General features: G+C 54.3%; 3 protein-coding genes and 2 pseudogenes. All 5 read right to left on the bottom strand.

Annotated elements, in window-relative coordinates; genetic code table 11:
- Nucleotides 1-13 precede the first annotated feature (13 nt).
- On the bottom strand, nt 14-7,051 hold the full coding sequence (locus tag IRJ17_RS17865; RefSeq protein WP_122966467.1) for a non-ribosomal peptide synthetase: 7,038 nt from the start codon (nt 7,049-7,051) through the stop codon (nt 14-16).
- A complete protein-coding gene (locus IRJ17_RS17860; RefSeq protein WP_242771326.1) occupies nt 7,044-14,735 on the bottom strand; it encodes an SDR family oxidoreductase in 7,692 nt (2,563 codons plus the stop codon). The genes IRJ17_RS17865 and IRJ17_RS17860 overlap by 8 nt, the downstream gene beginning before the upstream one ends.
- Nucleotides 14,736-14,773: 38 nt before the next feature.
- Nucleotides 14,774-15,586, bottom strand: a complete 813-nt coding sequence (locus IRJ17_RS17855; protein ID WP_122966465.1) for a transglutaminase family protein — start codon at nt 15,584-15,586, stop codon at nt 14,774-14,776.
- A pseudogene (locus IRJ17_RS28330) lies at nt 15,579-15,830 on the bottom strand (acyl carrier protein); the annotation flags it as partial. The gene IRJ17_RS17855 and the pseudogene IRJ17_RS28330, both read right to left, overlap by 8 nt.
- A gap of 186 nt (nt 15,831-16,016) precedes the next feature.
- Nucleotides 16,017-17,321 (bottom strand): annotated as a pseudogene (locus IRJ17_RS28325) (amino acid adenylation domain-containing protein); the annotation flags it as partial.
- Nucleotides 17,322-17,362: the final 41 nt, after the last annotated feature.

Below are 17,362 nucleotides of genomic sequence, written 5' to 3'. Positions count from 1 at the left end.
CCCAAACGGCTCCTTAGCTTCGCATGGTTCTTCGTCTTTTTCGCAGTTCTGCTCTTTTTTGTCCCGCTTCCACGCTTGAACGGTTCACGGCAGTTGCTTTGATCTGCTCGGCAATCTTTTCGATCGTCGTATATTGGAAAAGCTCCACAATCGACATGTCGTGGGACAGCTCCGTCTGGATCAGCTCCTGCAATTGCACGATCAGCAAGGAGTTTCCACCTATATCAAAAAAGTTTTCGTGAATCCCGATGTTAGGCGCGCCAAGCAGCTTTCTCCAGATTTCCACGAGCTTTTTCTCGACCTCATCCCGGGCTTCTGCAAACAGAGGGCTGGCCTCTGCATACTGGCAATGCTGCTCCATTGCCTTCCAGTCCATTTTGCCGTTCGGGGTCAACCAGAACTGCTCGACGTGGAAAAATTGGGCGGGAACCATGTATTCCGGCAGTTTTTTCCGCGCGTACTCCTTCAATTGACCCATCGGGAGCGGCCTGTCTGCTGTGTAGTAGCAAACGATTTTGCTTGTCTCCCCGTCTTTTACCGTCGTCACGGCGATCTGTTGCAGCGCCGCCGCATCCCGGAGCGCATGTTCGATCTCGCCAAGCTCGATACGGTAACCGCGCACTTTTACCAACTGATCTCTTCTGCCGATAAATTCGATGTTGCCATCCGGCAAGTAACGACCGAGATCGCCTGTTTTGTAGCAAAGCTGGCCGCTGGCTCGCTGGATGAATGCTTGACTCGTCCGTTCCTCGTCCTGGAAGTAGCCGCTGGTCACATTTTGCCCGGCTACGTAAATTTCACCGATCACTCCCGGCGGGCAAACGTTGCCATCCGGCGCCAAGATCATGATTTGATTATTGGCAATCGGTTTGCCAATGAGCACAGCCCCATACGGAGCCTCTGCGTCTGCCTCTGGCTCCACTTGGTAGCTGGACACCCAGATCGTCGTCTCGGTCGGTCCGTACATGTTGCGAATGTCAGCGGACGGCAGCACTTGCCGTACTTGTTTGGCCAAGGCAAAGCTCCACGCTTCTCCGCCCAGCAGCACGTGTCTGATCGATGGCAGCACGAAGGAATGACCATGCCGCTCCTTGTTGGCTTTCAAATAAGTCGTGAGCTGCACCATCAAGCTCGGTACCGAATGCCAGATTGAGACCTGCTGCTGCTCCATGTACGCCAGCAATCGGTCCGTATCCTTGAGCCTGTCTTGCGTCAAGATGCAAAGACGCCCTCCGCTCAACAGCGCCCCGAATAGTTCAAAGACCGAGATATCAAAGCTGATCGAGGTGACCAGCATGAACACATCGTCGGCCCGGAGCCGGAAGTCAGCTATGCTCCACGCCAAAAAATTATGGACGTTGGCATGGGTAACCAGCACGCCTTTTGGCTTGCCTGTTGAACCAGAAGTGTACATGATGTACATCCAGTCAGCTCCGCTGCTCGTTGTCGGCGGATTGGACGTGGACAGTGCTTGCTCCCGGCGAGCGGCATCCATCGCGCTTGCAGCATGGTCCTCTTGGAACAGGCTCAGATTGACGAGCTCGATCTGTTGCTCCTGTCCGATTCGCCCCGCTTTTTCCAGCAAGCGATTTTCGGTCAGCAACAGCTTGGCTCCGCTGTGCGCGAGAATGTAAGCAATGCGCTCCTCGGGATAGCCTGGATCGAGCGGCACGTAGGCGCCACCCGCTTTCAAAATCGCCAAAATGCCCACGACTGTCTGGAAGCTTCGGTCGACCAAAATACCGACGGGCACATTTTTGCCGACGCCCTTGTCTATGAGCAGCCAGGCGAGCTGATTGGCCTGTTCGTTTAGTGTCTGATACGTCATTTGCTCGTCTTCGCATACTAGCGCGATCGCATGCGGCGTTTTTTGCGCCTGGGCTTCAAACTGCTTGTGGATCGGCAGAGGCTCCTGCCAGTCCATCTGCGCCCCTTGAAAACGGTGCAGCAGCTCCTCCGCCTCTGGGCCAGTCAGCAGGGCCGCTTCTTTGAGCGGGATTTCCGGGCGCTCCGTCACTTGTGCGAGTATGTGCAGGAAAAAGCGGGCAAACTGCCGGATCGTGCTGTCCGTATACAAGTCCGAATTGTACTCAAAGGAAATCTCGATTCGCTGATCGCTTTCCTTCGCGAGGCAACTCAGTTCAAACTGACTGATCCCGTCATTTTCCAGATGCAGCTTGTCAAAAAACTGGAACAGCACATTGTAGACGGGATTTCTCGCCAAATCACGCTCCGGATTGACCTTTTCCACCAGCAGATCAAACGGGTATTGCGCTTTGTCGATCGCCGCCCAAACCTTTTGCTGTACGACATGCTGCAGCTGTGAAAACGTAGAGATGTGCTTGAAAGAAACGCGAATGCACAAAGTGTTGATGAATATCCCCACTACTTCTTCCCATTTCTTTTGGTTTCTTCCAGCAGTAGGCACACCGACGATAATGTCTTCGTCCTGCGACAGCTTGTGCAGCAACAGGAAGTAGGCGCTCAGCAAAACATTGCTATACGTAATCTGCTCTTGCTCCGTGTGGGTCTTGAGCTTTTCATACAGCTCGCCGCCGATCTCGAACTTGTAATAGCTGCCGTTGTACGTTTGCACGGAAGGACGCTTTTTGTCAGCAGGCAACGCCAACGTCGGCAACGGCTTCGCCAGTTCGTTCAGCCAGTAGCTTTCGTGCTCCGTGAACTCCCCGCTGTTTTCCCAGTCTTTTTGTGCGGCAATCCAGTCAAAGTAATCGTGCTTCGCCTCGGCCAGCCTTGGCGACTGCTGCTGCAAAAACGACTGGTAAACGCCGAACAGCTCCTGGTAAAAAATATCGATGCTCCAGCCGTCCGTAAGAATATGGTGAAAATTGACGTAGAGGCAAAACCTCTCCTTGGCAAGCTGGTAAAGATAGATGCGATACGGAGGCGACTCCAGGTCGAACGGCTTCATTTTTTGCTCGTGGATGCTTTTTTCCAGCAAAAGCGCCTGGTCTGTCTGTTCAGTGAGATTCATCACCTGGATAGTCGGACGGTACTCCGGCAACGCTTCCTGCACGGGACTTCCGTCTTTGAGCGTAAATCGTGTGCGCAGCATGACGTGTCGGGCAGCGAGATAAGCGACAGCCCGTTCCAGGAGCGCAACGTCAATCGCCATCTCATACGTGCGAATAAACGGCAGATTGTAGGCGACCAGCTCGGGAGTCATTTTTTGCAAAAACCAGATGCGTCTCTGCGCGTGCGACAGCGGCATGACCCGCTTGTCTGGAACCGCTTCTCTTGGCTTGGCTGCTTCTCCCCCGCTGCGTTCCTGCTGCTTCTGCCGGACAAACTCGGCCAAATCGGGAATGGTCAAATGCGTAAACACATCCTGTACCGACAAGGTCACCTGGCATTGCTCGTTGATCCGGTTGGCAATCTTGATGCCCATGATCGAGGTTCCGCCCAGTTCGTAAAAATGATCGTAAATATCGATGGTCGGCATGCGGAAGACGTTGCCCCAGATTTGTGCAATCTGCTGTTCGAGATCGGTATAGGTGTCATCGGCTCTGCCCGTCAGCTCTACGTTTATCTCGACCTCCGGCAATTTGATCTTCGCCCGAATTTCGGGAGCCAAGGCGATCGGCAGCGCGTTGTTCCAGAACAAGTCATTGTCCGTATTGATTTCCCCGATGACGACGCTTGTCAGGTTCTTGTGCAGGACTTGCTCGAATGCCTTGATCGCCCGGCGAGGCGAAATGGAGCGAAAAGCAGCATCAAGGCTGGCGCCCGAATGTTTTGCCATACCTGTATTCATCCACGTCGTCCAGTTGATCGTGATGATCCGCGTAGGCGAGCTTGCGACTCCGGAAAAAGCATCGAGGTAGCTATTGGCCGCCGCGTAATCCCCCAAGTAAATGCCCCCGACTACCGCCGCGATGGACGAAAACAAAACGAGAAACTCAGGCGGATTTTCGCGCGTCAACGCATGCAGATGCTCTGTCCCGCTAATTTTCGCAGCCAGCCCGGCCGAAAATGCCGCTTCGTCCTTGTCCACGAGCATGCCGCTTCCCGGCAAGCCTGCGGCGTGAATGATGCCGTCGATTTTTCCGTGGACGCGGTAGATGTCGCGTATGGCCGAGGCTATCTCATCGCGGTTGGCTACATCGGCGCTGTATGTATACACCTGGGAATCGTTGCTCTCCAAGCTTTTCAGTTGATGCAGCAACTTGCCCCATTGCTCGTGCTGGCTGAACTCGTCCCACAAGCCACGCTCGGGCAATTTGGTGCGGCTGATGAGAACCAGCTTTACCTTGTACGTGAGGGCAATATGCTTGGCAAGCTCCAGGCCGATTCCGCCCGTGCCGCCGGTAATGACGTACACGCCTTGCTCCTTGAAGCGCAGGCCGCTGTCGTCAACCGCTGACAAGTCCAACGGCGCCAGCTGGGGATAGTATCTTTGACCAACACGATGCGCGATCTGATAATGTCCGGTGCTTCCCAAAGCTTCCGCCGCGATATCGCTGACAGTTGTAGCATCATCGAAGTCGATGCATCTGCAAGGCAGTCCGCTGTTTTCCTCCCGAATGACTTTTCCCAGCCCAAACAAGGCAGCAAATTCCGGCTGGACGCTGACATCGTCAGCCAGGACTCGCTGCGCGTTTTTCCCGACCAGGACGAGCTCGATTGGAGCAGAGCGAGTTTTTCCTAATGCTTTCGTCAAATAAAACAGCGCGTGCAAAAGCTGCCCGGCATCGGCATGTTCATAGTCGGGTCTTTTTCCGACGGCGACAGCGAAGACGACTTTGCTGAGTGCTGCCTGGCTTGTATCGCGAATGAGCTGGTCAAAATCGGCTTGCGAGCATGCCAGTCCATACCGGGAGGCGTTCTCCTGGCGATAGGCTGTCGTCGTCAGCCGGGCATGAACGACATGCTGGCTGCGCGCAGCGATGGCGTCAGCCAGCTCGCAGCCCCAATCGGTAGAGTCGGTAATGACCAGCACATTCTCTGTTCTCTCCGGTTGTGCGGAGAAAGGCTCGGCAGGGACCCACTGGATGCGCTGATAAAGAGCATGCTCGGCTGCGGGTAGTACGGATGGCGCTTCGCTCGCAAGCGCGCTGCTTCCCGCTGCATTTGGCACGGAGCCGTTCGCTTGTTTGTCCGCTTTTGGCCAGATTTTGATTTTGTCAAATGGATACACAGGCAAGTTCAGCTTTTGTCGCGGCTGACGGTATACCAACTCCCACGGGATCGACATTCCCGCGACGTATTGCTCCGCCAGCTTTTCCAGTGACGCTCTCGTCTGCCAGCCGTCACGGTCGGTCGTGGCCGACACGTCCGGGACAGCAAAAGAGCTGGCGGGATTGCCGCCGTCACGGCTGGATTCGGCACGCAGATAGAGGTAAATTCCTTTGTCTCTCGCCGCTTCTGCTTGGGACAAATCTGCCTGGCGCAACTGCTGCAGCAATTGTTCTTCGGACTGGAACACGAACGCGATCCGGTTCTCGTATTGCCCTCTGCCTGTGTTCGCTGTATAGCAAAGATCTTCAAGATTGGTTGATGGATGCGTATGCAAATAGGAATGGTAGGATTTCAGCAATTCAACCAGTGCTGGCTTGCTCTTGGCGGAGAGCGTCAAAAGATGAACTGGCGGCAAAAGCTCTGCTTCTGTCTCCGCTTCCAGACGGTCGCTTTCCGGCGCTTCCTCCACGACGACATGGCAATTGGTTCCACTGAAGCCAAACGAGTTGACCCCGGCACGAAGCAGTGCATCCCCATCCGCTCTTTTCCAGTCTCTCAGCTCGGCGACGATTTCGACCGCAGCGTTTTGCGGATCGAGAAAAGGGTTTGCAGACTGATAGTGCAGCGTAGCAGGAATTTTTTTGTGCCGGAGAGCCAGCACGACTTTGATGAGCGAAGCCAGACCTGATGCGGCAACGGTATGGCCGATATTCGTCTTGACAGAACCGACCCCGCACACATGAGGCCGGGACGCAGCTTGTTGAAACGCGTCGTTGATCGCCTGCAACTCGATCGAATCGCCCAACAGCGTGCCTGTGCCATGCGCTTCGATATAGGAGATGGACAGTGGATCGATTTTGGCTTTTTCCCACGTGCGCAAAAACAGTTGCGTCTCGGCATCCGGATTGGGCGCGGTCAAGCCGTTGGAAGCGCCGTCTGCATTGACGCCGCTTCCTTTGATAACCGCATAGACGGGATCGCGATCTTCCCGCGCCTTCGCTAACGGCTTGAGCATGAGCGCTGTGATTCCTTCGCTCCAGATCGTTCCATCGGCATTTTTGTCAAAAGCCTTCACTCTTCCATCGGACGTCTCCAAATCGTGCAGCTTTCCGGTCACTTGCGGAATGACCATCAGATTCACCCCGCCGACCAGCGCCGTTTCACACTCGTTGTTCGCCAGAGCCGTGCACGCCTGATGCAAGGCGACCAGCCCCGATGAGCACGCTGTGTTCAGCACGAAAGCAGGCCCGCGCAAGTCGAGAAAATACGAGATCCGATTGGACAAAAGTCCTACCAGGGAACCGACAAGCGACGAAATATCTTCGTTTTGCAGCAGGGAGCGGTAATGAGACTGGTAGGCCGTCTCCAATCCGACAAATACGCCCGTGTTGGAATGTTTCAGTCTGGCTCCCCCATACCCGGCATCCTCGATCGCATGGTAGGCCGTCTCAAGAAACAGTCGCTGATACGGCTCCATCGCCATCGCTTCTTTGTGTCCGATATGGAAAAAAGAGTGATCGAAGCAGGAAATTTGATCCAGGTAGCCAGCTTGATGATTGGCGTTTGCCAAAAGCTCTTCCAGCTCTGGAACGAAGCCGGATAAATCGTGCAACCGCTCTTCCGGAAAATACCCGATGCTGTTTACCCCCTGGACCAAATTGTGCCAAAACTGCTGGGGATTGCTTGCTCCGGGGAAGCGGCAGGCCATTCCAATGACGGCAATGTCCTGACGGTGCTTTCGCTCTGGACTGCGATTCAGCTTTTCCAACATGGAAATCGCCATTTCCTGATTGAGATGTCCCGATTTCAGCAGCTGCAAAATGCTGTCATTCATCTCTTTTCGGCTACTCATCTTCTTCTCCCCACGCTTTCTTGTCTAGGTAGTCCAATATGTTTTCCATCGAAACATCGCCCTTGATAAAGTCGCTCAGCTTGTCCTGCAAGGGAACACTCTCGCTCTCTCCGACTTTGCGGGACGGTTCGGGTGCATTCGGCTTGTCTTTGTTTTCGAGATACTCCGCCATTTTGGCAATCGAAGGATAGGCGAACAGCGTGGCGATGTTGATCCGCCCCGGGTACAGCTGCTCGATTTCCTTGACGAGACTCGTCGCGAGAATGGAGTTTCCTCCCGCCTCCTGAAAAGACTGGTACACATTCGCTTCCGGTATCCCCAATACTTTTTGCCAAACAGCGGCCAGTTGCGTTTCTACAGCGCTGTATCTGTGGTCGTTTCGCCCGCTCAATATCGGCACAAGCGGCTGGACTTCCGGCGTCTGCGCAGCAACCGTCTGTGTGAACAAGCTGCTGATTTCCGGCGAAATCGCAAACGGCAAGTGATAGCTGTGCGTCTGAAAATGCGCCTCGTTCAGCTCGCCGACGATTACGCGCGCAAGTTTTCTCGTTAAAACGGCATCCAAAATCTCGATCGCTTGGTCCGGATGCATGCCGTGAAACGGCGAAGCTTCTTTCTGAATGCGGTATCTCCCCGCCATGCCAGTCTCGTTCCAGGCAGGCCAGTTGATCGTCACGCTCCGTTGGCCTTTGGCGTGCCTGTAATCGCTAAAAGCGTCCAAGTAAGCGTTGGCAGCCGTATAATCAGCCTGTCCAAGCCCGCCAAGCAAGCTGGTCACAGAGGAAAACAGGACAAAAAAGTCGAGGTTGTCTTGCTCGGTGTAACGATCCAAAAGCCAGGTGCCGACGACCTTTGGATCGAGCACGTGAGCTATTTGGGCTTGCCCTTTGTTGATAAGCAGACCTTCACCAGCCACACCCGCGCAATGGAAAATGCCATGGATCGCCCCGTACTGCTGGCGAATCATGGCCAAAGCAGCTGCCAGCCTGCGCTCGTCAGCCACATCAACCGTATACACCTCTACAGAGGCTCCCTTTTCCTCAAGGCTGCGGATTTGTTCGATCTGGCCCGCTAGTGCGGAATCAGGCTGTTCCCGGACGATTTCCGCCCATTGTCCGCGTGGAGGAAAAGCACTTCTGCCGAGCAAGCACAGGTGTACTGGCCGCTTCCCAGCGAGATAGTGAGCGACTGCAAGCCCGATGTCGCCAAGTCCGCCCGTAATCAGGTAGACGCCGTTTTCCCGGATCGATATGTCCTGACGCTCTGCCTGTTGCAGCGTCTGCGCTTCCAATCGTTCGACATACCGGACATTTTCCCGATACGCCACCTGGAAGTCTTCCTGTTCCGACACCAGCTCATGCCAAAGTGTAGACGGCGAAGTAGCGCTATCGAGATCGAGGCAGCGGCATTTCCATTGCGGGTACTCCTGGGCGATCACTTTTGCCATGCCAAACAAAACGGCATGCTGCGGCTTCAAGACCGCTTCCTGCCTGGTTACGGAAAACGCGTGGTCGCCCAACAGATACAGGTTGATCTCCTGGTGATACGACTGTTTCAACAGCTCGCACACAAGCTGGTAGAAGCTGTAGACGCTCCGGTTTTCCCACTCATGAAAGTCGTCCGCACACGCGAGCTTCTCCTCCGTCACGCCCATGCAGTGGACGATATGGCGAATGTCCCGATGCGCAAGCTCTTGCAGCAAACGCGAAAAATCGTCCGCCGAGCCGACCTCGTATCGATGATCGCTGCCTTTTTGAAAAGCAGCACCGAAAGCAACTTCGATGACATCCGCTTCCCGCGCTTGCAGCTCCTGGAGCAACTGATGACTCCTGATGCCCGTTCCGCTCAAAAACAGCCACGTGCCCTTTTTCGCGCCAGCTTGCCGCAACGGCGCTTTCGCTTTGTCGTCGCGCACCCATTGCAGGCGATAAGTTACATCTGCTCGCGTAGCACCTTCGTGGTTTTGCGCCCCGATCCAGTGCCGAACCGACTCGTACGGGTAGGCTGGCAATTCGATGATTCGATGCTGCGCTTTTTCATACAGGCGCTGCCACTGGATATCTGCCCCGTCTGTGTACATGGCAGCGATGTTTTGCAGGCTGTCCAGCGCAAAAGCTGTCCCGGTTTCTTTGTATTGTTGGATCGTTCTTTCCGCAATCGCCGTCCGCTTTACTTTTTCTTCCTCCAGCAGTCCGTGTTCAGAGGGATCATTTTGGTCAAGGATGACGCGGCTCACCTTGTACAAAATCCCTTGCTCGGCGGCCTGCTGCCTATTTTCCAGCCCTGTCGCATCCGCGTACTGGCATTTTTCCCGCAGCTCGGCCTGGTCGCGGAACAAGATCGCGATCCTGTGCTCGTAATGTCCGCGAGTCGCATTGGCTGTATAGCACAAATTTTGCACATCGACCGCAGTCGTCTCGTTGAGATAGTTGGCGTAGCGGCTGATTAGCGCACGCAAGGAGCCTTTTGTTCTCGCCGACAAAGCCAGCAGGTGCCAGCCTTGCTTGTCCTCGCTCTGCACAGGGGCGGCAGGCGGCTCTTCCAGCAAAACATGGCAGTTCGTCCCGCTGAACCCAAACGAGCTGATGCCGCATCGACGCGGCGACTCCGTTGCGGTCCAATCCTGCAGCTTGTCGTTGACGTAAACGGGGGAATCCGCAAATTCGATAAATGGATTCGGCTGCTGGAAGTTTGCGACCGGAGGCAATTGTCCATGCTTGAAGGCCATAATCATTTTGATGACCGAAGCCATCCCCGACGCTCCTACCAGGTGGCCGATATTGGCTTTTACCGTACCTACCCCGCAAAATTGCTTTTTGTCCGTGAATCTGCGGAAAGCGTTGGCGATGCCCTTCATCTCGATCGGATCGCCCAATCTCGTTCCGGTGGCGTGCGCTTCGATATACGAAATCGTTTCCGGATCGATGTCGGCTGCTCTCCACGCCTCGATCAATGCTTTTTCCTGCGCTTCCGCATTCGGTGCGGTAATTCCGTTCGACGCTCCGTTGTTGTTCATGGCCGAGCCTTTGACGACAGCGTGGATCAGATGGTTGTCGCGCACGGCCTGATCCATGCGCTTCAACACGACGGTGCCTACTCCCTCTCCCCACATCGTGCCGTTCGCCTGCGCATCAAACGGGCGTATCGTTTCATCTGCGGAATCAATCAGCGAATTGTGCTGGGTAGGCAAGTACGCCAAAGAAACGCCTGCTACAATCGCCACATCGATTTCTCCTGCCTTCAAAGCCTGTGCAGCCAAGCACATGGCTGCGAGACTGGAAGAGCACGCTGTGTCCACGACCAGGCAAGGTCCTTTCAAGTTGAGGAAATACGCGATCCGGCTTGCCAGTATCCCTGTCGAGCCAGAGGTAACCTTCAAAGGATGCTGAATATCAATCATATTGTTGTACTCATTGCGCCCAGTCGTATCTTTGCCAATGTACACGCCCGTTTTCGTCCCGAACAGGCTTTTCCCGCCAAGCCCGCTGTTTTCCACAGCTTCATACACGTTTTGCAAAAGCAGGCGCTGTTCAGGGTCCATCAGCTCGGCCTCTTTGGGCGAAATATGGAAGAAACTAGAATCAAACCGATCGATAGTTTCCAGGTAGCCGCCCTGACAGTAGGATTGGGCTGCCCTCAAATAACGGTCCGTGTCCTTTCTTCTGGAGGCGGGAAACGGCCGGATGGCATTGATGCCCGCGGTCAGATTGGTCCAAAACTGCTCGGCATTTTCCGCCAACGGGAATTGGCAGGCATAGCCGATGATGGCGTACTCGTCCTTTTGCTCAGACGGCACAGTCTGGCCTGCGGAGAAAGCGGTCCACTGTTCCAGCAGTCTTTTCGTCTCTTCCTGCGAATATTTGCTCTGTTTGTACCCTTCCAGGATCGACTCGACTGTAAGCGTGGCAGGTTCCGGCGCCTTCTGGCTGTCCAAGTAATTCGCCAGTTCAAAAATGGTCGGGTACAAGTAAAGGTCTGCCACGTGCAGCGTGCCCGGGTACTTCTCGTTCCATTGCTTGTACAATTGCGCAGCGTGGATCGAATCGCCGCCCAATTGATGGAACGTATCGAACAGGCTGATGGACGACAGTCCGAGCACCTCTGCCCACAATTGCGCCAGCTCTTTTTGCGTCGCTGTAAATCCGTCCTGCTCCTTGAGCGCCACAGGTACAGGTGCGGCAGCGGCTGTGCGCCCCGGTTTTGCCGTATGCTTGAACACGTCTTTCTTCACGTCATCCGCCAGACGGAACGGCCAGATGTGCGAAAGCTCCAAAAGCTCGTTGGCATGATTGAACTGGCCGACGATCGTTTTGAACAGTTGGCGGCGGAGAATGTAGTCGAGCGCTTGCAGCGCCTGATGGGTCGGCAGAAAGCGGAAAACGTGCCTGTCCTCTTGCATGGAGAGCCTTGCCGCCGTCTCTTCCCACGTAGCCCAGTTGATCGAAAGCACTTTTTTGCCTTGCCGCTTGATCACTTCTGCCCAGCCGTCCAAAAAGGCATTGCCAGTGGCATAGCCAATTGCCCCGCGTCCCCCGGTGACAGAAACCGCCGAGGAAAAGAACAGGTAAAATCCTGTGTCGATCCCCTGCGTGAGGGTGTACAATAGCCAGCTTCCGTATGTTTTCACGGCATGTCTGCGCTCAAATTCCGCTTCGCTCATCGCCAAATCTTCGAGATCGCCAACGCCGACGCCCGCGCAATGAATGATTCCGTCAAGGCGCTGGTGCGTCTGGCGGATCGTCTGAATCGTTCGTTTCATGTCTGCTTCGTCGCATATGTCTACACAGTGATAGTCCAGCGTGGAGCCGAGCGCTTCCACAGCCAGCACCGCATTGAGTTTATCCGCCAAACTTTTGTCTGTCTGCTCCCGGACTACCGCTGGCCATGTCTCTTTGTCCGGCAGCATCGTCTTGCCGAGCACGATCAGCTTCACTTTGTTTTTCTGGCTCAGGTATTTGCACACTTCCGTTCCCAATTGGCCCAAGCCGCCCGTAATCAGGAACACATCGCCCGCTTTGACAGTAAATGCGTCTTCCTGTGCACCCGCCTCCGCCGCTCTTTCGATAATCTCGATGTAGCGGCGGTGCTGGCGCAGCGCTACGGAGTAATCCGTACCCTTCCGCTGTAGCTCCGCGAACAGCGGCTCAGGCTCGAAGCCGTCCGGGCTGATGTCGATATGGCGCATGGACAAGCCGTAGTTTTCCTGGCGAATCGATTTCCCGAGTCCGCCCAGCATATGCTGAAAAGGATCGCAGATCGCATCGCTCGGCTGCACGGCCTGGGCATTTTGCGTCATCAGGACGACATCCAGTTCTTTTGTCAGCTTCCCCGTCATCGCCAGCGCTTTGGCGAAAAGCAAAAGCGACCCTGCTGTCTGATTCATGGACGCTTGAAACGCCGTACGTGATTCCGGCAGTTCAGCGAGAGCCGGGGGCATAAATAAAATTTGCTCCAGTGACGTAAAATCAAGCTGCGTGCAAAGAGCGACGATGTCTTCAAGCGTGCGCGAAACTTGGAAATAGTCCGGCGACACTTGTGCAGAGCATGCTCCCAGCTCGACCGTAATCAACCGCTTGGCCTGGTATTTTTCCGAAAAAAGCAGCCGCCAACTGGCTGTATCTGCCGCATCGACAATCAGCAGAACGGTATCGCGGGCAGCGGGCTGCTGGTTGTCCATGTCGGCAAGAGCTTCTTCTTTCCAGACAGTACGATAAAAAAGCTCTGCTTCTGCTTTCTTGGGCTGCACGCCAACAGGCCAAAACTTTTGCCGTTCCAGTATATTTCCCGGCAATGACAACTTGCGGCCGCCTTGGTACAGCAGCTTCCAGTCCATACTCGCTCCCTTTATGTAAAACGACGCAACCTGCTCCCGGATCATTTTCCCGTCAGTGGTCTTCCCGAGCCATTCCTTGATCGCTTCGTTTGCTTGCCTATCTAACGATTTTTTCTCTCGTTCCCTGATTTCCCACGCTTCGACCGCTTGTTTGTTATCCGGTACGACCTCGTGCCTTTGGTAGCTGATCGCCGGGTTTTCCGTCCACGCGGATACGCTGTTCGCCGTTTTCAGCTCGTTTAGCTTCTCCAGCAAATCCTCGTAGCTGTCGAAACTAATCGTGGCCCGGTGGGAGTAATGGTTGCGGGACGAGCTGACGGTAAAGCACAAATCCCCCAGGTCGACGTCCCGGTTTGTTAGCAAAAACTGCTGGTATTCTTTTGCCAGCTCCTGAAGCTTGTGCTCGCTTCTCGCCGATAAAACCAGCAAGTAGCTGCCTTGTCCGTGACTGGCTTGCCGGACAGCCTTTGGCGGCTCCTCCAGCAAAACGTGGCAATTGGTCCCACTGAATCCAAACGAATTAATTCCGATGCGGACAGGATGATCCTGCTGCTGCCATTTGGTCTGCACGTCATTGACAAAAACGGCTGAGTTGGCCAAGTCCATGTACGGGCTGGGCGACTGGAAATGCAACGAAGGCGGTATTTCCCCGTGCTGGAGCATCATGACTGCTTTGATTAAAGAGACAATCCCGGAAGCGCCCACCAGATGCCCAATGTTCGTTTTGACGGAGCCAACCCCGCAAAACTGCTTTTTGGACGTAAATGCTTGAAAGGCGTTGATAATCGACTGCAGCTCGATGGAATCGCCCAATACCGTGCCTGTCCCGTGGGCTTCGATGTAACGAATCGTTTCCGGATTGATTTGCGCCTGCTTCCAGACGCTTTTCAGAAGCTCTTCCTGCGCCTCGCCATTCGGAGCTGTAATGCCTTTGGACAAACCGTTGTTGTTGATCCCGCTGCCTTTTATGACCGCGTACACGACGTCGTTGTCCGCAAGCGCCTTTGACAACGGCTTCAGGAGCAGCCCTCCGCCACCTTCGCCCCATACGGTGCCTGTCGCCTCCTTGTCAAACGCCCGAATCTTCTCTTCGGCGGATTCGACCTGATCCAGCGACCCGTCTTCCTTGACTGGCGGAAAATAGAAAAGGCCGCTTATGCCGCCTACAAATGCCATGTCACATTCATTTCTGCGCAACGATTCGCAAGCAAAATGAAGCCCTACCAAACCGGAGGAGCACGATGTATCGAAGACGATGCTCGGCCCTTTCAGATTGTAGACATAGGAGATTCTGCTCGCCAAAATCCCCGGCCAGGAGCCAGTCAGGCTAAAAATATCCGGGCTGACGTAATGGCGGTACTCGATCCCTGTCACATGGTCTTTCCCGATAAAAACGCCTGTCTTCGAGCCGATGATATCCCGCGTCTCGTAACCGGCATTGAGCAAAGTCTCATAGGCAAGCTCCAGCATGATTCGCTGATAAGGCTCCATGGACAGCGCTTCTTTCGGCGAGATGCGAAACATGTCTGGATCAAAGAAGCTGATTTCGTCCAAATATCCGGCCTTTTTAAAGCGTTTATGGGCAAATCGCTGGTCGGAAAACAGCGCCTGTCCATCTTCGCGGCGATGGACAGGAAAGTCGTCGAGGCATTCTCTTCCCAAGCGAATGTTTTCCCAAAACTGCTGTACCGTATTCGCCTTGGGAAAGCGTCCCGAGATGCCGATAATCGCGATCTCGTCAGTCTTGGCTTCGCTTGCTTTTTGCAGGCTCGTGATGTATTCCGTCGCTTCCTTGGCCGATAGCTTCTTGGCTGCGACCAGCTCGTAAATGTACTTCTTCAATTTATCCATCTTCGTATCACCGCTTAGAGTTTAATCGAACAACTGCCCTATCTTTTGAAGTGCAGGAACTTATGCTCGGAAAACAACGCTTGCAGTTGTGCGTAATTTTCATCGGGGTCTTGCAAATAAAGAGCGATCTCATCGAGCAGTTGCAGCTCTTCCCAGTCCAGCTCGTCCATCTCTTTTTGGCAAAGCGGAGGATAGTCCCAGTAGCACAGCTCGTTTCCAAGAACGGCATTCAGGTCATAGCACAAGTTGTTGCGGATGTAGTGCATCCCCCACGATTTTTTGACCCCGAAAAGCTGGGGATTGATTTCTTTGTCGCGTGCCATCAGCCACGCGTCACCCGCCATCAGGAACTCATCGCCCTGAATATCGATGAGTTCCCAATCGGGATCGACCCTGATCCACCGTTTTTCGGCTTCTTCCCACACTTCGCAAATCCAGTGATCGATATATTTCCTGCCGTTCTCGGACAAATAGCTGGCAAAGCCGACCCGGCTGCGCACCGGGAGTCCCCGGGAGCGCAGCATGGAAATCAGCAGCAGCGAATGAAAGCGGCAAGAAATGAGCAGCCGCTCGCTTGGCAAACGTTCAAACGTGAGGCCATCTGCGTTGCGTTCGACCAGAGCCTCCAGCATTTCCGTGATCTTGTAAAATTTCTCGTCTTCATTGCGCGTATAATCGGTCAGCAAATGCCTCACTTTTTTGATCATCGTGGGATGGATCAATTGGCACTTGATTAATCGGCACAGCTCTGGCAAGCCTTGGGGCAACTCATGAAAGAGATAGCCGTATTCACCGGGATCGGTGTTGGGAGTAAATGTCGTATAAAAATGCAGCAGTTCGGCTTTATTCACTTTCAGAGTTCCTCCTTCTTTTCGCATTTCTTTGCTTGATCCGCTCTCTTCCCTGGTTGCGGACGTTGATCGTCTCTTCCTGTCCTTCGTCTGGCTGGTCGTCGTTTTCCGCTGTCAAATAGGCAGCCAGCGCATGGATATTGGCGTGCTCGAACATGGCGAGGATCGGGATTTCCCTGGCAAATACGTCTTTCAACTTGCTGTTAATCATTCCGATCTGCAACGAATGAATGCCCATCTCAAAAAAGTTGTCGAGCACACCTACACGATCAGTCTCCAGAACTTCCTGAAACACAGCGACGATGCTCGCTTCCACTTCATTGCGGGGAGCGACGTATGCCGTTCCGGTGCTCGTGCCAGTCGGTTTCAGCTTCAAGAGAGCCTGTACATCCACTTTTCCGTTGGCCGTCAGCGGCAGTTGCTCCACGACGATAAAATGATACGGTATCATGTAATCGGGCAAAGCTTTGGCAAGCCTGCTCCTGATCTCATTTATAAAAGCATCCCGGTCGTGCGGTTCGGTTTCCGGCACGAGATACGCATACAATCGCTTGTCTGCTTCTCCCGCCACCAGCACGACCGCATTTCTCACCGTGTCGATTTGCAGCAGCCGTGATTCTACCTCTCCTAATTCTATTCTATATCCACCAATTTTTACCTGCTGGTCCTTTCTGCCCAAAAACTCAATCAGCCCGTTGCGGTGCAGTACGCCGTAATCCCCTGTCCTGTATATATAGCCGAATTGCGGATGATGAACAAAGGAGCGATTGGTCTTTTCCGCGTCATGCAGGTAACCGTCCGCAACCCCTCTTCCTCCGATATACAGTTCGCCCGGTACAGAAAGCGGGCAAAGCTCCATCCGCGAGTTGAGTACATAAAACTGCTGGTTGGCTAATGGCTTTCCGTAAAAAATGCTCTTCCACTCGGGGCCAACCTCGTCGATCGGGTAGTAGATCGACCAGATGGATGCCTCGGTAGCCCCGCCCAAACTGATGACTTCCGCCCCAGGGAAGCTTTCGCGAATCGCTTGCGGCAGCGTGAGCGGAATCCAGTCGCCGCTCAGCATGACCAGACGAAGCTGCTCATCTCGCTGCTCGCCGCGCTCCTTTTTCTCCGCTGCCACGCGATCCATGATTGCAGGGACGGAGTTCCAGATCGTAATGTTTTTCGCCGTAATCGTGTCGGCAAGCTGGGCCATATCCTTTTGGTCTTTGACAAGCACGAGTGTCGCTCCGGCGGCAAACGCGCCAAAAATGTCATAGACGGACAAGTCGAAGCAGAGCGAAGATACGCCCAAAATCCGATCATGAGCGGCAACATGGAATTTTTGATTGATATCCTGGATCGTATTGCAGGCGGCTACGTGCCGAATCATGACTCCTTTTGGATTGCCCGTGCTTCCCGAGGTGTAGATCACGTAGGCCAACTGTTCCGGCTGAACAGCCGCAGCCTCGTACTTTTGGGCAGCATGCTCCAGCTCGTTCCGCTCGTAAAAGTCAGACTCAAGCACGAGCTTGCATTGGCTGTGTCTGCGGATGTAGTCCACACGATCCGCCGGGTAGTCAGGATCAATCGGCACATAGGCAGCGCCGCTTTTTAAAATGCCGAGCAAATAGGCAAAGGTGGCGATTTCCCGTTTGGCAATGACGCCAATCAGATCGCCGGGAGCGACGCCGATGTGCCGCAAGCAGCTCGCGACTTTGTTTGCGCGCTCGTTCAGCGCTTCGTACGTGATCTGCGTCTCGCCGTCCTCGATTGCGACGGCAAAAGGAGTTT

Source organism: Brevibacillus parabrevis, assembly GCF_022701015.1.
Lineage (GTDB): Bacteria > Bacillota > Bacilli > Brevibacillales > Brevibacillaceae > Brevibacillus > Brevibacillus parabrevis.
This window is presented reverse-complemented; position numbering and strand designations above follow the sequence as displayed.

Bases quoted from the DNA above. Each gene is read 5' to 3' on its own strand.
- IRJ17_RS17865 (WP_122966467.1), bottom strand. From the start codon at position 7,051: ATGAGTAGCCGAAAAGAGATGAATGACAGCATTTTGCAGCTGCTGAAA.
- IRJ17_RS17860 (WP_242771326.1), bottom strand. From the start codon at position 14,735: ATGGATAAATTGAAGAAGTACATTTACGAGCTGGTCGCAGCCAAGAAG.